This is a genomic window from Streptomyces sp. ME19-01-6 (assembly GCF_033793745.1).
Lineage (GTDB): Bacteria > Actinomycetota > Actinomycetes > Streptomycetales > Streptomycetaceae > Streptomyces.
This window is the reverse complement of the sequence record NZ_JARAXF010000010.1, coordinates 223,518-242,887: the sequence shown is the minus strand read 5'-3', so window position 1 is coordinate 242,887 and position 19,370 is coordinate 223,518. Positions and strand designations below refer to the sequence as shown.

Annotated in this window: 14 protein-coding genes; 5 read left to right on the top strand and 9 right to left on the bottom strand. The window is 70.5% G+C overall.

What is annotated here, in order from left to right:
• Positions 1-8: 8 nt before the first annotated feature.
• The 9 genes from PV419_RS24070 to PV419_RS24030 form a co-directional block, all read right to left on the bottom strand.
• A complete protein-coding gene (locus PV419_RS24070) occupies positions 9-1,316 on the bottom strand; it encodes an asparagine synthase C-terminal domain-containing protein (RefSeq protein ID WP_319692098.1) in 1,308 nt (435 codons plus the stop codon).
• Between the two features lie 67 nt (positions 1,317-1,383).
• Positions 1,384-2,166: a TauD/TfdA family dioxygenase gene (locus tag PV419_RS24065; protein WP_319692096.1), complete on the bottom strand. Its 783-nt coding sequence runs from the start codon at positions 2,164-2,166 to the stop codon at positions 1,384-1,386.
• Positions 2,167-2,412: 246 nt separating this feature from the next.
• Entirely contained in the window at positions 2,413-3,453 is a 1,041-nt protein-coding gene (locus PV419_RS24060) for an LLM class flavin-dependent oxidoreductase (protein ID WP_319692094.1), read from the bottom strand.
• Positions 3,454-3,507: 54 nt separating this feature from the next.
• Positions 3,508-4,698, bottom strand: coding sequence for a cytochrome P450 (locus PV419_RS24055; protein WP_319692092.1), 1,191 nt, complete (start codon positions 4,696-4,698; stop codon positions 3,508-3,510).
• The gene (locus tag PV419_RS24050; RefSeq protein WP_319692091.1) at positions 4,695-6,020 is read right to left on the bottom strand and encodes a PLP-dependent aminotransferase family protein; all 1,326 of its coding nucleotides are present in this window, start codon (positions 6,018-6,020) and stop codon (positions 4,695-4,697) included. Before PV419_RS24050 ends, PV419_RS24055 begins: the two co-directional genes overlap by 4 nt.
• 8 nt (positions 6,021-6,028) lie before the next feature.
• Positions 6,029-7,363, bottom strand: coding sequence for a (3,5-dihydroxyphenyl)acetyl-CoA 1,2-dioxygenase DpgC (gene dpgC, locus PV419_RS24045; RefSeq protein ID WP_319692089.1), 1,335 nt, complete (start codon positions 7,361-7,363; stop codon positions 6,029-6,031).
• On the bottom strand, positions 7,360-8,088 hold the full coding sequence (dpgB, locus tag PV419_RS24040; RefSeq protein WP_319692088.1) for an enoyl-CoA-hydratase DpgB: 729 nt from the start codon (positions 8,086-8,088) through the stop codon (positions 7,360-7,362). Before dpgB ends, dpgC begins: the two co-directional genes overlap by 4 nt.
• A gap of 17 nt (positions 8,089-8,105) precedes the next feature.
• Positions 8,106-9,173: a 3,5-dihydroxyphenylacetyl-CoA synthase DpgA gene (gene dpgA / locus PV419_RS24035; RefSeq protein ID WP_319692086.1), complete on the bottom strand. Its 1,068-nt coding sequence runs from the start codon at positions 9,171-9,173 to the stop codon at positions 8,106-8,108.
• Positions 9,170-10,306 carry a glycine amidinotransferase gene (locus PV419_RS24030; RefSeq protein ID WP_319692084.1) on the bottom strand — a complete coding sequence of 379 codons (1,137 nt, stop codon included), beginning with the start codon at positions 10,304-10,306 and terminating at the stop codon, positions 9,170-9,172. Before PV419_RS24030 ends, dpgA begins: the two co-directional genes overlap by 4 nt.
• 496 nt (positions 10,307-10,802) lie before the next feature.
• On the opposite strand from PV419_RS24030, the gene PV419_RS24025 reads away from it, so the two are divergent.
• The 5 genes from PV419_RS24025 to PV419_RS24005 all read left to right on the top strand — a co-directional run bounded on the left by PV419_RS24025 (position 10,803) and on the right by PV419_RS24005 (position 19,366).
• Positions 10,803-11,792 carry a methyltransferase gene (locus PV419_RS24025; protein WP_319692082.1) on the top strand — a complete coding sequence of 330 codons (990 nt, stop codon included), beginning with the start codon at positions 10,803-10,805 and terminating at the stop codon, positions 11,790-11,792.
• Positions 11,793-11,918: 126 nt separating this feature from the next.
• Complete coding sequence (locus PV419_RS24020; protein WP_319692081.1) at positions 11,919-13,625, top strand: ABC transporter ATP-binding protein; 1,707 nt, start codon at positions 11,919-11,921, stop codon at positions 13,623-13,625.
• Positions 13,622-15,406, top strand: coding sequence for an ABC transporter ATP-binding protein (locus PV419_RS24015; protein ID WP_319692079.1), 1,785 nt, complete (start codon positions 13,622-13,624; stop codon positions 15,404-15,406). The genes PV419_RS24020 and PV419_RS24015 overlap by 4 nt, the downstream gene beginning before the upstream one ends.
• 67 nt (positions 15,407-15,473) lie before the next feature.
• Entirely contained in the window at positions 15,474-18,008 is a 2,535-nt protein-coding gene (locus tag PV419_RS24010; protein WP_319692077.1) for an amino acid adenylation domain-containing protein, read from the top strand.
• Entirely contained in the window at positions 18,002-19,366 is a 1,365-nt protein-coding gene (locus tag PV419_RS24005) for a peptide ligase PGM1-related protein (protein WP_319692075.1), read from the top strand. Before PV419_RS24010 ends, PV419_RS24005 begins: the two co-directional genes overlap by 7 nt.
• Positions 19,367-19,370 lie beyond the last annotated feature (4 nt).

Here is a 19,370-nt window from a genome sequence, read left to right as displayed (position 1 = left end):
CCCCGTCCTCAGCGGTACTCACGGATGTAAGCGGATATCGCCGCCTCCAGGCAGCCGTCCGAGTCGACCGGCTCATGCGGTGAATCAACAAGTTGGCTCACCAGTTCACAGGTGATGAGCTCGTAGAACCGTTCGACATCGACCGTGTCCATGCCGATACGACGGGCTATGGCGCCGTCCAGATTGCGATCGACACCGCTGCCGTGATGCAGAGCCTGCTTGGCCCGCCATGCGATGTTCTGCGGCAGAAGTCGTTCCGCGGCCGCCCGCATATGCCCTTTCTCGCGATCGCGATAGCGCATGATTTCGGGCGCCGTGTCGAGGGCAGCCTGAATGACGGACGCGTTCCAGTACATATGGCGCAGGGCATAACCGTGTGCCGCGGCTGCCACGCCGGACAACTCGCCGGCCAGCGCCGCATCGGCCAGACAGTCGGCGACGGCACGCTGAAGATCGGACACCGCGCCCGCTTCGACGCGCAGCCCGCTGTTGATGAAATCGGCACCGACGCCGGTCAGCACGGTGCCGGGAGGGATCTGGCCCTGCCGATAGACCGCGACGAGACTGACGCCCCCGGCGACGGTTTCCCGGCTCGGCCTGCCCAGCATCCGGACCATGTCCGGAAGGGCTCGAAGGATGTCGTCCTCCGACAGCGCGACATGGCGGACCGTCATCCCCAGATGGGCGCCGAGCTCATCCGCCGCGGCGTACTCATCACCCCACGGCGTGCCCAGCGTGGCGAGGTGATCAAGCACTCCGGCCTGCTGCGCCAGCGCGGCGACAAGCCCGGAGTCCACGCCACCGGACACCACGGCGGTGACGGGCTGCGGTTTGCCGCTGGCGGTGATCTCCTGGAGCAGCGCCTCGATCTGCCGGTTTCCTGCCTCCACCGGGGTCTCGCCCGCTATGGGCGCGACCTTCCAGCCTCGTGTCACCGTCTCGGTGACCTCCACCGTGCCGCCGTCCGCGGAGCGGGAGAACACCACCGTCCGGCCGCCGCCGATCTTGTGGATCGACTCCAGAAGGGAGCGGACCCGCACGGCACGATCAGGTTCCGCACCCGTACGGACGATGGCCCGCGCGGCCAGTTCGGCCAGGTCGGTCCCGATCAGGAAGCGGCCGCCACCGGGCTCACCCCAGTAGTACAGAATCGTCGGGTTCTGCCGGCTGGTGCGGACCGTGACCTGCTGTTCGGTCCATTCGATCGTGTTGCAGCTGTCGATATCGCCGGAGGGCAGCGGCCATCCCCGGCCGAATTCCTCGACGATGAGATGGCCCGTTTCGCTGGGCTCCGCGGCGGAGTCGAGCCGTGTCATGAGGCCGGTACGCCGGCTACGGACGTCCAACAGAACCGAGGGATACCTGTTCATCTGACACCCGCTCTCAAGAAACCGACAGCCGGACCAGTTTGCGGGGCTGACCCGGGAAGGCGGCACGGCCATGGATGACCCGCCGGTTGTCCATAATCATCACCTCGCCGACCCGCCATTTGTGGGCGTACAGCACGCTCGGAAGGTGCAGCACCGTCTTGATTCTGCCGAGCAACTCGGCGCTCTCCGCCTCCCCGTAGCCGACCACCACCGCATCATGGGTGCGCATCGGATCGTCGGGGTCGGTGAGACCGATGACCAGTCTCCGCTCACCGGTCTCCGGATCGATCTGAACGGGCGCCACCCGAGGATGGCTCCCCGCGGGCCGGTCCTTGTAATAGCCGGAGATCCGGTTCCGGTACTCGATGACGATGTCGTCCATGATTTCGAGCAGATCGGCCGGGGCGTGCTCGAAGAACGCGGCATTGCTTGCGACCAGCGACTCCCCGCCCACTTCGGGAGCCGTTACGCAGTACATGCCGATGTATTTGACCGGCGGACCCGCATTGAAAGGCCCGTCGGTGTGCAACGGCATTCCACTGGTGGTGAACTGCAGATTGTCGGACGCTTCCTGCGGTTCGAGGGTGAGTTTGGTGCCGAAGCCGTATTCGACCGGTTTGCCGAGCTCCGGCATGATTTCATCGAGGGCCCGCTCGTCCGGCCCGCCCGGTTCGAGAATGACGAATCCGCAGTCGTCGAGCTTCTCCCGCAATTCCCAATGCTGTCCAGGAGCACATATCGATCGCTGCGCAATTTCTTCCATGTGGCACGAGCTGATCATTTTCACCGTCTCCATGAGTGCGTTTACTTGCATCAACTACAGCGAAATGCAGAAAACCGGTCTCCGGGATGCGGGCGGCTCAGTTTTGGGCAGCTCAGGCAACAGGGAGAGCCGACAGGTACTCACGGGTGAGCAAGCGTTTACTGAACCGGTACAGCACGTTAATAGGGCGGCCGGAGGAGGGTCAAGGACAAATCGGAAATAAAGACCGGCAGTTAGGAGTGACAACCGGCAGAAAAGTTCGACGCTCGCCCCCGCGGCTCACCTTCGCGAGGCGAGCCGGACGGCCTCCCTCGTATGCTCGAAGTCCTCGTCGAGTCCCCCGTTGAGCAGCACATGCCCGACCCCCGCCCGGACGTAGTCGCCGAGGCGGGCGGCGACCTCGTCGTATCCGCCCACCAGGAAGGGGGCGCTGGCCAGACCGCTGCGGAAGGCACCGAGCCAGTACGTGCTCCGCTCCACGTCGACGGGCCGCCCGTCGGCCTCGACGGCGCGCTGTGCCAGCTGTCGCGACCACGTGTTCTGCGACATGGTCTTCAGCAGCGTCTCCTGCCGTCCGATCCAGGAGTCGGGGAAGCGCTCGTACGCGAGCTTCCAGGCCTCCTCCGGGTCCGGACGGCACAGGATGCCGATCCTGATGCCGATGTCCCCCATGTAGTCGTCGGCCCGCAGCGGCCGCAGGAACGTGCGGTGCCACTCCTCGTACGGCAGTGGGTGGGTGACGACCACATCGGAGATCTCCTTGGCCGCGGACACGCTGGCCGAGGAGGAGCCGGCGACGAAGATCCGGCAGCGGGACAGGACATCGGGCCGCGGTTCCAGGCGGAAGCCGCGGTACGTGTAGTAGGGGCCCTCGGCGTCGACCGTCTCGCCCCGCAGCAGCCGCCTGAGCACATGTCCGTACTGGCGCAGCCGGGCGTAGCGTTCGTCGTGGCTCAGGTCGTCACCGATCCTGCGCATCTCGTCGTCGCGTGCGCCGGCCACCAGGTTGAAGTAGAGAGGCAGGCCGTGGAGCATCGCGTAGGCGGCGGCGCACAGGGCCGCCGTGTGCGGAGGGGTGGCGGCGGGCTGGAGCGCCAGGAGCGGTACGAGGGTCCGGGTGGCCGAGCCGATGTGGGCCGCGACGATCCACGGATCCACCTCGTGCAGATTGTGCGGGACCAGGATGCCTTCCCAGCCCGCCCGCTCGGATGCGCGGGCGGTCGTTGTCAGCCGTTCGGCGAAGCCCTCCGCAGCAGTGTCGTGCACGGCGGAGGACCGCGCCGGTACGGACTCCGGCGTGACCGAGTACACCTTCACCATGGTCGGCTCCTGTCGGTGGTCGGCGGCGGCGTGGGAGAGGCCTGGGAAGGGTCCTCACCAGATGACCGGCAGGCGGTGGACCCCGTAGAAACCCATGTCGTGGGAGAGCGGAACCCGCTCGGCGGGCACCGCGAGCCGAAGCTGCGGGAACCGTGCGAGCAGCAGGGGCAACGCGGTGCGCATCTCGGCGCGGGCCAGGTTCTGGCCGAGGCACTGGTGTATCCCGTACCCGAATGCGAGATGGCCCCTGGCCTGCCGGGTCACATCGAGCCGGTCGGGGTCCTCGAACCGGTCGGGGTCCCGGTTGGCGGCGGGCAGCGAGATGGTCACCGACTCCCCCGCCCTGATGACCCGGCCTTCGAGTTCCACGTCCTCCAGCGGCGTGCGCGGCACCCCGAACTGAAAGATCGTCAAGTAACGGAGGAGCTCTTCCACCGCGCCGTCCACCAGCGCCGGGTCGGCGCGCAGTGCCGCCAACTGCTCGGGGTGGCACAGCAGGGCGAACACCCCCAGGGCCAGTGAGGAGGCAGTCGTCTCGTGCCCGGCGGTGAGCAGCAGAACCCCCGTCCCGGTGATCTCCGCCATGCTCATCTGGCCGCCGACGGCGAGAGCGCCCAGAAGTCCGCTGCCGCCGGGCCGACTCTGGTACTCGGTCACCTCGCGGAGCAGGGCCTCCAGCCCCTCCATGGCCCCGGCCGCCTCTTCCGCGGTGGCGTCCAGCCGGAACAGGGTCGCGCTGTCCCGCTGGAACGCCTCGCGCCGGTCGTAGGGCACACCGAGCAGTTCGCAGATCACCAGGGACGGGATGGGAAGGGCGAACGCCGTGACCAGGTCGACGGGGCCTGACCGCCGCTCCATCTCGTTCAGGTGGTCCTCGACGATGCGGTGGATACGGGGCCGCAGCTCCTCCATCCGGTGTGCCGTGAACTGTCCGGCGAGCAGTCGGCGCAGCCGGGTGTGCTCGGGGCGGTCCATGTCGACCAGCCAGCCGGGCAGGGCCGGTTTCCCGTAGAAGGGGTCGGCGCCGGGGCGGTGCACCGGAGCGCGCTTGAGCTCGGACCGGGCGCTGAACCGGCTGTCGGCGAGGACGGTACGGGCCAGGCGGTGCCCCGTGACCAGCCAGCCGACGTGCCCGTCGGGGTACTTCAGGCGCATCAGCGGATCCTGCTCGCGGTATTCGGCGAGCTCTGGCGGCGGGTCGAAGAACCCGCGCCGCACCGTCGGCATCGGCCGGGGCCCGGTCATGACCGGACCCCGCCGCGCGGGCCCGTCTCGTTCTTCAGGAAGTCGGCCAGCCGGGCCACACCGGTGTCGATCCGGTCGGGGTCCAGGTAACTGCAGGACAGGCGGAGCATCCGGTCTCCCGTGGAGTCGAGGTAGAAGGGGGCCATGGGGGTCCACAGCACCCCGTACGCCGATGCCGACACCTCGAGCAGCGCGGCGTCCGCGGGCACGGGCAGGGTCATCGTGACGAAGAAGCCGCCGTCCGGCCGGTTCCAGTGCACGCCCGGCACGGCGCCGGGCGGCAGATGCCGGTCCAGGGCGCCCACGAGATGGGCGAGGTTGCGCCGGTAGGTCTGTGCTCCTCGGCGGCTGAGTTCGGCGAGGGAGCCGCCGTGCGCCAGGAGCATGCCGCCGATCACGGCCTGGCACAGGGGCGAGGTGTTCACGGTGACCATGCCCTTGACGACGGCGATCTCGTCGGCGAGCGGCCTGACCGTCCCGTCCTGTGCCCGCACCGGCTGATCGGCGACGAGGTAGCCGACCCTGGCGCCGGGGAAGCAGATCTTCGCGAAGGTGCCGATGTGGACGACCCGGCCGGTCCGGTCCAGGCTCTTCAGCGTGGGCAGGCCGTCGTCCGGGCCCGCGGTGAATCCGTAGGCGCTGTCCTCCAGCAGCAACAGGTCGGCGCGTTCGGCGAGGTCCAGGAGACGGTGCCGGGCGGCCGGTGTCATCCGGGTCCCGCCCGGATTGGAGAAGTCCGGTGCGACGTAGCAGGCGCGGATCCGTCGGCCCGCCCGGCGGGCCTCGGCGCAGGCTGCTGCCAGCAGGTCGACGTCGATGCCGCCGTCGGCCTCGGGGATCGGCACCATGTCGATGTCGAGCAGGCGGGCGGCTCCGGTGATGCCGACGTAGCTGGGGTTGGGGACGGCCAGCAGATCCCGCGCCGGCCCACCGGGCGACCGGAAGAGCACGCGCAGCGCCAGCAACATGCCTTCCTGTGCCCCGACGGTGACGACCAGGGCCGTTCCTGGCACATCGATACCGCAGTCCCGCCGCAGTGCGTCCGCGATCAGGTCGTTGATCAGGCCGATGCTGGGGCCGTACTCGTACAGGCTGCGCCGTGCCCGCTCCAGAGCCGGTCGGTCGCCGCCCGCGATGTGCTCGAGGTAGCCGCGCACGTACCGCTCCGTGTCGATGTCGCCCACGGCCTTGGGGTGGGGTGCGCCCGGGGCGAAGGAGATGGCTTCCGGATGGCGGCTCATCACCTCGTTGAGGAAGCGGACGGCCTCCAGCGACGGCTCCCCGACCGACCCGTGCAGCGAGGACCGGTTCAGCTCCGTCACCGGTCCGGTCACCGCCTGGCCGAGGAGCGGGCGGCCCAGCGCCGTTCGACCTTGTCGATGACGTCGGGGCTGTACAGCCGCTCCGCCTGGACGAGGGCGAACTCCGCGGCGTACGCGCGCAGCAGCTGTGGCGGTTCCTCGGCGAGCACGAGCATGCGCCGGTTGGCGGCGACGGCCGGTGCGGCCAGATCCCGTGCGGTGCGCGCGATGGCCGTGTCCATCTCCTCGGCGGGCACCACGTCGTCGCACAGCAGCACGGCCTCCGGGTCCGTGGCCCGGACGCGCTGCCCGCCCAGGATGATCCGCCGGGCGAGCCGGGCGCCCGTGAAACGGGTCAGCCGGAGGTTGCCGAGACCGGGCACGATGCCCTCCTGGGCGGCGGGCAGGGTGAAGTAGGCGTCCCGCTCGGCGATGACGTGGTCGCAGGCCAGCAGCAGCTGCATACCGCCCCCGATGGCGAACGCGTCCACCGCCGCGATCCACGGCTTCTGTACCGTCCGTCGGGCCCAGGCGCCCTGGTCGGGGTCGGTCACCACCCCGTGCACCAGTTTCGCCACCAGGCCGAGCTCACGTCCGAGGAGGAAACCGGTGAGCGAGATGGCGCCGTTGCGCAGGTCGGACAGGTTCAGGCCGGCGCAGAACACGCGCCGTCCCCGGTACCGCGGATGCGTCATGACGCCGCCGCGGAGCACCGAGACCCGCACGGCGTCGTCCAGCAGCGCCAGGTCGACGGCGGTCTCCAGGTCCTCGACCAGCCGCTCGTCCTCCGCGTTGAGGCAGTGCTGGTTGTTGATCGTCACATACGCGAGCTCGCCGCGCCGTTCCAGCAGGACCGACTCCAGCGCCACGCGTCCGTTGCGACGGAACTCCTCGAGCAGGGTGGTGGCGCGCTCGGTGGGCAACAGCATGGCGTCCATGAGGTGCGGCCCGGCCGTGGCGGACCTGAGCAGGGCGGCCAGGAAGACGCCCTGGTCGATCTCCCGGCCTTCCTTGTCCGCCTGCACGTGCCCCCGCTCGGCGTCGAGCTGCGCACGCGTCGGTACCAGCCCGGGGAACCGCTCGGCCGCGGCGTGGACCAGGGGTGTCAACCGCAGATGACGGGTGAGGCCGTCGGTCAGCGCGGCGTACACCTCGTCGGCGTGCCGGTCCAGGAACGCGCCGCGCACGGCCCGGCAGGACTCCAGGGCCTCCTGCGCCAGCCGCCGCCGGCCCTCGTCGCGGTCGGGTTTGGCGGGCAGGGAGGCGAGCAGGTCATCGGCGTCGGCCGCGTACCGGGCGAGGGTTTCTCCGTCCGCCCGGAGCTTTCCGGTGAACGAGGGCGCGGGTGCGGCCAGGGGCGTCATCGGTTGTCCTCCAGTTCCCGGGAGCCCTCGGCGTCCAGGCGCCGCAACTCCCGGGCGCAGGCCGCCAGGTGCAGCCCGAGCGCGTCCTCGAACGGCGTCGACGCGGCGTCGTACAGCAGTTGCCGCCGTACCGCGAGCTCGGCGTCGGAGATACGGCCCATGAGGACCGCGGCCGTGTGCAGTGCCTCGTCGACGCTCTCGGTCACCTGATCGACGAGGCCGACCTCGATGGCCCGTTCGGCCTCGATGTCGTCGCCCCACAGGACGATCTGTCGCGCCCTCGCCACCCCGAGGTGCTGGACCAGCCGGTGGACGGACATCCCGGGCCAGAAGTGCCCGTCGTTGACCGGTGGCAGCAGCAGCAGATCGGGGGTGACGATCCGGTAATCGGCGGTGAGCAGGACGTCCAGGGACGGACCGCCGCAGGTGCCCCGGGCGACGGCGATGTTCATCGTGGGCAGCCGCTCCAGCCGGCGCAGCGCCTTCTCCCAGCGGCTGACGTCCCGGAGTTCGACGGCGCCGGGCCAGGCCCGGTGCTCGGGCAGCGCGGTGGCCAGCCGCAGGACCACGACGCTCCGTCCCTCACGCTCCTCGGCCCGGTCGCAGGCCGCGTTCACCGCCGCCGTCAGGTCGGCGAGCGGACGTGCGCCGTCGATCTCCACGCCGACGCCGAGCCCGTCGGCCACATCCGCCGGCAGGACCGTTTCGTCGTTGTTCGCCTTCACTGTGCCCTCCTCCGCGCTCACCAGCGCACCAAGGCCATCTCGATCGTCGAACCGGGTCCCATGGTCATCAGGACACCGATGTCGCCCGGCGCCACCGCGCCCTCGGCCGCCAGCCGTTCGTAGGAGAACAGGAACGACCCGCTGGACAGGTTTCCGTGGTCCCGCAGCACGCTCAGGGTGTGCCGGACGTCGTGACGGGTCAGGCCGAGGTTGACCCGGATGGCGTCGATGACCTTCTTGCCGCCGGAGTGCACGATCCACTGGGCGATGCCCGACGGACGCAGTCCGGTGCCGGCGAGCAGCCGCTCCAGCGCCGGCCCGGCGTTCGCCCCCACGACGTAGGGCACGTCGGGGTCGAGGTAGAAGCTGAACTTGCCGTGGTCGTCGTCCCAGTCGTAGCGCATCGCGCCGACCGCCTCCGGAATGATGCGGCTGGAGAACCGCAGCAGTTCCGGTCCCGCCGCGGCCGGCGGCCCGTCCTGCCCGGGGCCTGCGGCCACGACGGCGACGGCCGCGGCGCCGTCGCCGAAGAGGCTGTTGACCACGGCCGACCGCATGGTCCCGTCGAAGACGTAGGCCGCCGAGCAGGTTTCGACACAGACCATGAGCGCCGGTTCGCCGGGGTGCGCGGCGGCCCAGCCGGCGGTCGCGGTGAGGGCGTTGAGCCCGGCGTTGCAGCCCATGCCCACCACGTCCAGCCGGGTGCAGTGCCGGTTGAGCCCGAGCTCCTTGATCAGCAGCGCGGAGAGGCCGGGGGTGAGGAATCCGGTCGAGGTGACGCAGCACAGGTACGAGACATCGCCCAAGGCGAGGCCCGCCCGCTCCAGGCATGTCTCGACCGCCCTTCGGCCCAGATCCAGTCCGCCCGCGGTGTGCTTGCGCAGCAGATCGCCCTGCGTCTCCGGCTGTCGCGTCCCGTCGGGCCCGCGAGGGGGAAGGAGCAGATGGCGGCGCTCGATCGCGCCGCCCAGGAAAACCGACCTGATCCGTGGATCGGTGATGTGGAATTCCTCGAGTAATTCACTCTGGGTGTACGAATGTGGTGGAACCGCCGTGCCCACGGCCACGACTCGCGCCCCACTCATTCGAGGTAGTCCTCCGGCCCTCCCTCTCGTACGGTGTCCAGGGTGAAGCAGTGGAATCCACCGCCGAACAGCCGCCGATGCCGGTGCCGGACCGGAACCACCGTGAATCGATGGTTCTCCAGCGTCCGTATCAATTCCGGGCACGCCTCGTTCACCAGAACCGTGTCCGGGGTCACCGAGAGTACGTTCAGATCGATGAACGGACTGGTGAGAATCAGGTCGCCGTCGTCGTATTCGGGGAAGTTGTTGCCCTCCGGCGGAGGCGGAACGATCGCATCCCATTTCTGCAGTGGAGCGGGCAGCTGGTCGACCACTTCCGGCGAACGGACGAGGAGCTTTCCGGGCCCGAGTGCCAGCACCATGCTGTCGATGTGGCTGTCGCTGAGGCGGTGGACGCGGTGAATACGGAAACGGCCTTCGAGATGACGCTCCAGCCAGTCGCAGGCCATGGCGTGGTTCTCCGTCGAGATGTTCACGACCACGTCGCGGCCCAGCCGCAGACACTGCGCGCCGTCGAACATCATCTCGAAGCCGACGTCGTAGGGCGACGGCTGCGGATCCTCCACCGGCTCCATCGGCCCGCCCGCGGTGCCGGTGCGGGCGTAGGAGAGGTCGAAGGAGGCGTCGGTCATCAGCGGGCGCGGCATCACGGACCACCTGGCGCCCTGCCGGAAGTACTCGTTGAAGACCGGGGTGAGGAACTGTGTCTCGAAGTAGCGGGACCGGATCATCGGCGCGGTCTCGATGATCTCGTCACCCAGGATGAGGGTGTTGTCCCGGACGTTGAGCGGCGGCACCACCGCCGCCGACCAGGCCGGCGTGGTGACCTGCGAGGTCGTCTCGTGCACATCGAGCGGGCGGTGTACGGTCACCGACAGCGACTCCAGAGCGCTGACGATCCCCTCGATGTCCTCCCGCAGCTCCTCGACGTAGCGCTGCTTGATCGGCGAACTGGAGCTCCCGCCGGCCGGCCCGGAGGCCCGCAGCCGCGGATAGTACCACTCGGTCCGGATCAGGTTGTCGTGGAAGAAGAGGTCGAACGATAACTCGCGCTCATGCGATGTGTAATTGACCGCCGAGCCCACAATGACCTCTTTGAGCGTGGACCATTCGTCGTAACTGTTCAGCTGCATGGCGATCTGTTCCCCCTGAGTGCTGGACGAACGGATGGAGCCCGATGCGGGCCATGGATCTGAAAGCAGCGGAGCTGGACATGCGTGAGGTACCACGGGAAACGGCCCGGTACGGTAAACCTACGGGGAGGCCAATACAGCCGCGTTCTCACGGGTGGCATGGTCGCGAAAGCGACAGAAAGCGATCTCACTGTACGACGGTCAATATGCTCCGTCAAGCAAGATTCGCAAGCCGTTCGGAATTCCGAACAACCACACCCCTTGAGTGGCGGAACGGGGCAATACGGACGAAACTTTCGCGAGCATATCCCTTGCCCGTTCGCCTGAGATCATGTTAGGTTCACCCTCGGTTATTCGGCGATTGCTCAGCCGTTATTCAGCGGACATGTATGCATCGAAGAAAGAACCATTGATGACTCAAGATTTATGGTCGAATTCGCTCGATTTCGACGCTGACCGGTCCTCGGATCCTGTCGTAAACCGCTTCCATTTTCTTGTGAACGCCCCGGCCCTGTTCAACGCCGTGGCCACAGCGGTCGAGTGCGACATCTTCCGCTTCCTCGACTCGCGGCCCGACTCGACGCTCGAGGAGATCCAGGCCGCCACCGGACTCCCAGCCCACCAACTCCGCGTACTGCTGCAGGCCGTGTGTGTCACCGGGCTGCTCCGCCGTGAGAACGGGCGCTACGCCAACTCCGACGCCGCACGCGACCTGCTCGTCCCGGACGGGCCCGACAGCTGGCGGCACATCCTCATCGGCTGGAAAGAGGTCTACTACCCGGCGTTCGGGCAGATGACCACCGCGCTGCGGGCCGGCACCAACACCGCCCTGGCCGCCTATCCCGGCGACGAACCCACCCTCTACCAGCGCCTGTCCCACCAGCCCGAACGCGAAGCGCTGTTCCACGCCGCGATGAGCGCGTTCACCCTGCGGTCGCTTCCCGCGCTCCTCGACCACCCCGAACTCTCCTCCGTCCGGCACCTGCTGGACGTCGGCGGCGGCGACGCGACGACCACCTCACACCTCGTGCGGCGCCACCCCGACCTGCGGGTCACCGTCTTCGACCTGCCGAGCGTCTCCGGGCTCGCCGAGGACACCACGGCCGACCTGGGCGACCGGGTGCGACATCATCCCGGGGACCTGTTCAAGGACGACTTCCCCACCGGGGTCGACGGCGTCCTGTTCAGCCATGTCCTGGAGATCTTCTCCGGTGAGCAGATCGTCGCCCTGCTCACCAAGGCGCACCAGGCCCTGCCCCCGGGCGGCCGGGTCTTCGTCTACGGGTACAACGTGTCCGACGACGAGACGGCCGGCATCTTCTCCGCCCGGCTCTCCCTCTACCTCAACGTCCTCGCCAGCGGCCAGGGAATGGCTTATCCGGCCAGGGACTACGAGGACTGGCTGCGCACGGCCGGTTTCCAGGACGTGCGGACCACCTCGGGCCTGCCGTACGAACACGGGCTGACCTACGGCGTCAAAAGGTAGTAGTAATATCGGGTCCCCCTCCCGTATCCACCGCTCCCTGGCTCATGTCTGAGGCCATTTCCTGGCTCATGTCTGTAGCCATTTCCTGGCTCATGTCCGAGGCCACGAGACCACTGTTTGGGTGACATGCGTCCCATCCCAGATCCCCGTCCGGGCACCCCGGACACGCGCTCGCCACTTCGCTATCTGCTCCACCTCATCGCCGACCGCCGGGGCAGCATCTCGCTCGCCACGGCCTGCGGGATCGTCTGCGCCCTCGCCCAGGGACTCGTCCCCGCCGCGGTCGGCCGGGGCGTCGACGCCGGTCTCATCCCCCGGCAGCGGGACGAACTGCTGCTGTGGGGCGGCACGGTCCTGGCCCTGGGCGTCGTCCAGGCACTCTCCGGGATGCTGCGCGACCGCAGCTCGGAGAACAACCGGTTCGGCGCCGGCTACCTGACCATGCAGTACGTCACCCGGCACGCCACCAGGCTCGGGGCCACCCTGCCCAAGCGGGTGTCCACCGGCCAGGTGGTCAGTGTCGGCGCCGCCGACATCACCCGCATCGGGGCGGCCCTGGAGAGCACCGCCCGGGGCAGCGGCGCGGTCGTCTCGACCGTCGTCGTCGCCGGGATCATGCTCGCCACGTCCTGGCAACTGGGCCTGGTGACCCTGGCCGGTGTGCCGCTGATGGCCTGGCTGATGACCCTGCTCATGCGGCGTCTGCACGGTCGGCAGGGGGAGCTGAGGGAGAGCCAGGGCGCGATGACCGGGCTGGCCGTGGACATCGTCGACGGCCTGCGCGTCCTGCGCGGTATCGGGGGCGAGGAGGTCTTCGCCCGGCGCTATCAGGAGGCGTCCCAGCGGGTGCGGCACCACGGGGTGCGCGTCGCCGGTGTGGAGTCCTGGATATCCGCCGCGCGGATCCTGCTGCCCGGGCTGCTCGTCACCGCGATCGTCACCCTGGGCGCACACTACGTCGAGACCGACCGGATCGGCGCCGGAGCGCTGGTGTCCTTCTACGGTTTCGCGGTGTTCCTCGCCGACCAGCTGAGCCGTATCACGGGCATGATCGACCAGCTCACCCGCGCCCTGGTGGCCGCCCGGCAGGTGACCGACTTCCTCGCCCTGGAACCCGAGCCGGCGACGGGCACCGCCGCCGCTCCCGCCGACGCGTCCGAGCTGACCGACCCGGAGTCGGGTCTTGTCCTGCCCGCGGGGCGGTTCGTCGGAGTCGTCTGCACCGAGCAGGAGGACGCGGCCCCGCTCGCCGACCGGCTCGGCCGGTACACCGACTCGGAGGTCTCCTACGGGGGCGTGGCGCTGTCCGCTCTGCCCCTGGCCGAGGCACGGCGCCTGATCCTGGTCGCGGACAACGACTCCCCGCTCTTCTCCGGACCGCTGCGCACCGAACTCGACCCCCGCGACCGGGCCCTGGGCGACAAGCGGCTGATACGGCAGGCCCTGGACGATGCCTCGGCGCTCGACCTCCTGGACACGCTGCCGGGCGGCACCGACGGGGACATCGGTGTCGGCGGGCGCGAGTTCTCCGGCGGCCAGCAGCAACGGCTGCGGCTCGCCCGGGCGCTGCTGGCCGACCCCGAGGTACTGATCCTGGTCGAACCGAGCAACGCCGTCGACGCCCACACCGAGGGCCGGATCGCCGCCCGTCTGGCGGCACACCGTTCCGGCCGGACGACCGCGGTGTTCACCACCAGCCCGATCCTCCTGGCCCACACGGACCAGGCCGTGCTGGTGGACGGCGGACGGGTCGTCGCCACCGGTCCGCATTACGAGCTGCTGAACGATCCCCGCTACCGGTCCGTGGTCACCCGGGAGGTCGTCACCACATGAGTCAGCCGCAATCCACCCTGCCCGTCGCCGACGCCGCCGAGGTACGGGCCTACGCCCGGCGCCTCGTCCTGCTCCACCCACGCCAACTGGCCGCCTCGCTGCTGCTGTACTCCTTGGCCGCGGCCGCCGGCCTGGTCGCCCCTTGGATGCTCGGCGACCTGGTCCAGGACGCCGGACGCCACGCGGGCACCGCCGCCACCGCGGGAGCCGTCATCTGTGCCGCGGTGGCCGCCCAGGCCCTGTTGGAACGCTATGCGACCGTCACCTCGACCCGGCTCAGCGAGAAGATCGTCGCCCGGCTGCGGGAGGACTTCGTCAGGAAGGTGCTGGAGCTGCCGCTGACGACGGTGGAACGGGCCGGTTCCGGGGACCTGGTCGCGCGTACCACACGGGACATCGACGTCCTGTCGCGCACCGTGCAGCTCGCGGCTCCCGACACCCTGATCGCCCTGTGTACCATCCTGCTCACCCTGGGCGCGATCGCCCTGGCCGGCCCGCTGCTCCTGCTGCCCAGTCTGGTGGCGGTGCCGGTCCTGTGGGCGTCGACCCGCTGGTACCTCAGGCGCGCCCGGCCCGGGTATCTGCGCGCGAGCGCCTCGTACTCCCGGCTCACCGAGGGACTGACGGAAACCGTCGACGGGGCGAGGACGGTGGAGGCGCTGGGCATCGCGAAGCGGCGCCTGGCCCGGACCGACCGCGACATCGCCGAGTCCTACGCCGCCGAACGCCACACCCTCTGGCTGCGCAGCGTGTACCTGCCGTTCGCGGACACCGCCTACATGCTCCCGGTGGCGGCCACCCTCGTCGTCGGCGGCTTGTTCTACGTCGACGGCGCGGTGAGCCTCGGGGCCGCGACCGCCGCCACCCTGTACGTCCAGCAGATCATCGGGCCCGTCGACCGGCTGCTGTTCTGGATGGACGAGTTGCAGGTGGGCGGCGCGTCCCTGGCCCGCATCCTGGGAGTGGGCCAGGCGCTGCCCGACCGGCACACCGAGGCCGGGCAGGACGCCGTGCACACGCCCGCCGGTCAGGGGATCGAGGTCCGTGGTGTGCACTACGCGTACCGGGAGGGACACGACATCCTGCGGGACGTGAACCTGGTCATCCGGCCCGGGGAACGGCTGGCGATCGTCGGTCCCTCCGGCGCGGGCAAGTCCACCCTCGGCCGACTGCTCGCCGGAATCCACACCCCGCGCACCGGCTCCGTCACCGTCGGCGGCGTACCCCTCGACGCTCTTCCGCTGCCGGAGCTGCGCCGCCAGGTCGCCCTCGTCAGCCAGGAACACCACGTCTTCCGCGGCACCCTGCGCGACAACCTGCTCATCGCCAGGCCGGAGGCCGCCGACGACGAGCTGGAGAAGGCCCTGAAGACGATCGACGCATGGGAGTGGGCCTCGGCCCTCGGCCTCGACACGGAGGTGGGTTCCGGAGCGGCGCGCCTGTCGCCGGCGCAGGCCCAGCAGCTGGCGCTGGCCCGTCTGGTGCTCGCCGATCCGCACACCCTGGTGCTGGACGAGGCCACGGCCCAGCTCGACCCCCGGACCGCGCGCCATCTCGAGCGGTCGCTCGCGGCCGTACTGGAAGGGCGGACCGTCATCGCGATCGCGCACCGGCTGCACACCGCCCACGACGCCGACCGGGTCGTCGTGCTGGACGACGGTCGCATCACCGAAGCCGGTCCGCACCGCGAACTGATCGGCCGCGGCGGCCCCTACGCGGCCCTGTGGGAGTCGTGGCACGGGCCGGACGAGGGCCCGGCGGTGCGGACCGGCGGTACGTGACCCCTCGAAGGTGTGGGCCCGAGAATGGGCGGCTGTTGCCAGGCAAGCCGACGATGGGAGGGAGACCATGGGCGCCGACGCTCCGACAACCGACCGAGACGCGTTGCCTTCCGGCCCGGCTCCGGCGGAGCTGCCGACCGACCTGCCGCGCCGCGCCGCGGGCCCGTACCGGGCCGCGCTGGTGGAATCGGCGCTGCCCGAGGACGTGGCCGCGCTGCTCGACGCGATGGCGGGGACGGGACGTTCGCCCGTACCGACGCACTTACCGGCACAGGTACCGGCGCACTTACCGACCACCGCTGACCACCCACCGTCCACGGTGCTTCTGCTCGCCGTGGCCGCCGCCGTCGTGCATCGGCACACTCGCACCACCGACCTGCTCATCGGCCTGGACGGGGACGGCGTCGGCGCGTTCTCGCATCCGTCCGGCCCGCTGGCGATACGCGTACGGCTGGCCCCGGCGGAGCCCTTCACGACCTTGGCCGGCGCCGTCGAGGAGGCCGTGACCGACGCGCTCGGCAGCGCCCGCGAACCCGACGGGGCCGCGGCGGCACCGCGGATCGTCGTCACCGCACGGGCGTCGTGTGCCCTTCCGTACCAAGCCGACATCTCGCTGGCCCTGGCCCGCGACGCCACAGGAGCCGTTCTGCGGCTGCGCTACGACGCCACCCTGTTCACCTCCGCCACCGCGGTCTGGTTGCTCGGCCACTGCGCCACGCTGCTGTCCGGCGCGGTGCGCGACCCTCGTCGTCGGGTGCGGGAACTGCCCGTCCAGGACGGTTTGAAGAGCATCGCCGACCCTGCGCCGGACGGACGGCAGGCGGCCGGCGCCGGGCCCGACTCCCTCGTCGACCGGTTCCGGGCGGTGGCCGCCGAGCACGGGGCGCGGACGGCGGTGAGCGGTCCCTCAGGTGAGTACAGCTATGCGCGACTCGACCGGACCACCACCTTCCTGGCCCACCGGCTGGGCCGCCGAGCCGCGCCCGGCAGCCGCGTGGCGCTGCTGTGCGAGCACGACGTGCAGGCGGTCCTCGGGGTGTGGGCCGCGCTCAAGGCGGGCGTGGCCTATGTGCCGTTGGACCCGCGTCAGCCCGACGGGCGGCTGGCCCGGATCGTCACCGACGCCGATGTGGCCGTCGTGGCCTGCGACCCCGCGCTGGCCGACAGGGCGGCCGCCCTGGCCGGGGACAGACCCGTCATCCCCCTCTCCCCGGCGGACGGGTCGGCCTCCGGGGACATGGCGCCGCCCGGTGCGGACACCCTGGCCTATGTGCTGCACACCTCCGGGACGACCGGCGCGCCCAAGGGCGTGATGCAGACCCACGGCAACGTCCTGGGCCATGCCACCCTCTACGCGGAGCAGGCCGGTATCGCCCCCGGCGACCGGGTGCCGCTGCTGGCCCGGTTCACGTTCGACGCCGCGGTGATGGACCTCTTCGGTGCCCTGCTGACGGGCGCGAGCCTGCACATCGTCGACCCGCTGCTGTCCGCGCCCGACCTGCGCGCACGCCTCGCGGCCGTGGGGGCGACCCTTCTCCACTGCACCCCGACCCTGTTCCGGCACCTCGTCGGCGACCTTCCCCCGGAGCGGAAGGGCGCCGGGCCCGAGGAGTCGCTCTCCGGCGTCCGTACGGTCGTCCTCGGCGGTGAGGAGGCGACCGGGCAGGATCTGCGGCGCTTCTCGGCGGTGTTCCCGGACAACTGCACTCTGATCAACGGCCTCGGCCCCACGGAGTGCACACTGGCGCTCCAGTACCGGGCGAGCCGCTTCGAGGTGCCCGCCGGCGCCCTGCCGGTCGGCCGTCCGGTGCCGGGTGTCGAGGTGCGGCTGCTCGACGGGGACGGTCTGCCCACCGAGGTGTACGGAGAGGTGGAGCTGGTCAGCGAGCGACTGGCCGTCGGCTACTGGAACCAGCCGGAGGCGACGGCCGGCGCGTTCGGGACCCGGTCCGACGGTGTCCGCTCCTACCGGACGGGCGATTTCGCGCGCCGGCGTGCCGATGGGGCGCTGGTCTTCACCGGCCGCGAGGACCGGCAGCTGAAGGTCCGGGGGCACCGGGTGGAGCCGGGTGAGATCGAAGCGGCACTGCGTGCCCACCCGACGGTGGCGCAGGCCGCGGCGGTCCCCGCCCACCATCCGGGTGGCCTCCGGATCGTCGGCTATGTGTCACCGGCGACCGTGTTCGCACCGGATCCGGACGATCTCCGGCGCTATCTGGAGTCGATCCTGCCGGACTACGCCGTGCCCTGGCGGATCCTGACCGTGGAGAGCATGCCGCTGGGCCCGACGGGCAAGCTCGACCGGACACGGCTGCCCGCCCCGCCGGCCGACGCGGATTCCGACTCGGGGACGGATCCGGCCGGCGAGCCGCGCACCGAGGCGGAGCGGGCGGTGGCCCGGTTGTGGTGCCACGTCCTCGGTGTCCGGTCGGTCGCCGTGAACACCAACTTCATGGCGGCGGGCGGCGATTCGGTGCGTCTGCTGCAGATGCTCTCCGCGGTCCGTGACGAACTGTCCGTCGAGATACCGCTGATGGACTTTCTGAGCAGCCCCACCGTCGCCACCGTGGCCCGCATCGTCGAACGGGAGCGCCCGTGCTGATACCGCCCTGCGACCGCGCGGCCGAGCGCGCGGCGCACTCCCACTCCGTCCGGGTCCTGATCGGCAACGACTTCGGCGAGGACGTCCGCACCGACCGCGGCTGGACCGGCTGGTGGGTGCAGCGAGTGGTCTGGTTCGCCACCGACGGCGACATCGTGGTCCTCCCCCAGTCGCCGGACGAGGACTTCGTGGCCTACGCGACCTCGCTGACCGGGACCCGCGCCGACACGCTGACGTTCGTGGTCCCCCCGGCGGGGACGGACGACGCCGGCACACTCACCGCCGGGCGCCTGGCCGACCCCTACGTCGTCAAGCGGCTGCGCGAGGTGATCGGCGACCGCGACGTCCGCCATCTGTCGGCGCTGTGGCCGGACGCGGCCGTGGCGGACCTCGCCCGGCGCCTCGGCGTCACCACGGCCATGCCCGGCCACGGCTTCGTCTCCCAGAGCGGCGGTGCGCTGGTCAACAGCAAGTCGGCGTTCCGGGCGCTGGCCGGCGGGGTGGGCGTACCCATGCCGCCCGGCGCGGTGTGCACCAGTGCGGAGGTGGCGCAGCGAACCATCCTGGACCTGCTCGAGCGTGGCGAGGCCGTCGTGGTCAAGCACGACTACCTGTCCGGCGGGCGCGGCAACGAAATCCTCAGCACCGACACCACCGTGCGCCCCATCGGGGCCCGCCGGGTGGTCCCGGTCACCGGGGCGGCCGAGGTGAAGGCCTTCCTCGACGAGCGGTGGGCATGGCTGACCGCCGGTGGACGCAGCCGCCCCGTGGTGGAGCGCTACTACCGGGACAGCTCCGCGTTCTTCGCCGAGTACACCGTCACCGACTCGGGGCCGCGCCTGGCCGGGACGGGCGAGCTGCTGTCGGCGCCGTACGCGGTCGGTCAGGTGATGCCCGCCCAGGGCCTCGAACCGGACGTGCTGGACCGGCTGGTGGAGGGCTCGGGCCGGCTGGCCACGGCGCTGCACGCCGTGGGCTACCGGGGGACCCTCAGTCCCGACGCGATCGTCACGCCGCGGCGTGAGGTGCTGTTCACCGAGTACAACGGCCGGATCACCGGGTCGACCCATATCTACGGCGTCATCGGGGACGCCGTCGTGGGCCCCGGCTTCGGCGAGGACCGCATCATCCTCGAACGGGTGTGGCCGGAGGGCTGGTCGACCCCGTCCTTCGCCGCGGCGCGGGACCGGCTGACGAAGGCGGGTCTGGCGTACCGGCCCGAGGCCCGCACCGGGGTCGTGCTGACCAACGCGCACGACGGCCGCGACGGGGTCATGTACTGCGTCGTGGCGGAGGACCTGGACCGCGCCTGGGCGTGCGACCGCGCTCTCAAACCCCTGTTCACCCAGCAGGAGTGACCGT

Bases quoted from the DNA above. Each gene is read 5' to 3' on its own strand.
- dpgC (WP_319692089.1), bottom strand. From the start codon at position 7,363: ATGACGCCCCTGGCCGCACCCGCGCCCTCGTTCACCGGAAAGCTCCGG.
- PV419_RS24010 (WP_319692077.1), top strand. From the start codon at position 15,474: ATGGGCGCCGACGCTCCGACAACCGACCGAGACGCGTTGCCTTCCGGC.
- PV419_RS24030 (WP_319692084.1), bottom strand. From the start codon at position 10,306: ATGCAGCTGAACAGTTACGACGAATGGTCCACGCTCAAAGAGGTCATT.
- PV419_RS24060 (WP_319692094.1), bottom strand. From the start codon at position 3,453: ATGGTGAAGGTGTACTCGGTCACGCCGGAGTCCGTACCGGCGCGGTCC.
- PV419_RS24070 (WP_319692098.1), bottom strand. From the start codon at position 1,316: ATGACACGGCTCGACTCCGCCGCGGAGCCCAGCGAAACGGGCCATCTC.
- dpgA (WP_319692086.1), bottom strand. From the start codon at position 9,173: ATGAGTGGGGCGCGAGTCGTGGCCGTGGGCACGGCGGTTCCACCACAT.
- PV419_RS24020 (WP_319692081.1), top strand. From the start codon at position 11,919: ATGCGTCCCATCCCAGATCCCCGTCCGGGCACCCCGGACACGCGCTCG.
- PV419_RS24015 (WP_319692079.1), top strand. From the start codon at position 13,622: ATGAGTCAGCCGCAATCCACCCTGCCCGTCGCCGACGCCGCCGAGGTA.
- PV419_RS24055 (WP_319692092.1), bottom strand. From the start codon at position 4,698: ATGACCGGGCCCCGGCCGATGCCGACGGTGCGGCGCGGGTTCTTCGAC.
- PV419_RS24065 (WP_319692096.1), bottom strand. From the start codon at position 2,166: ATGGAGACGGTGAAAATGATCAGCTCGTGCCACATGGAAGAAATTGCG.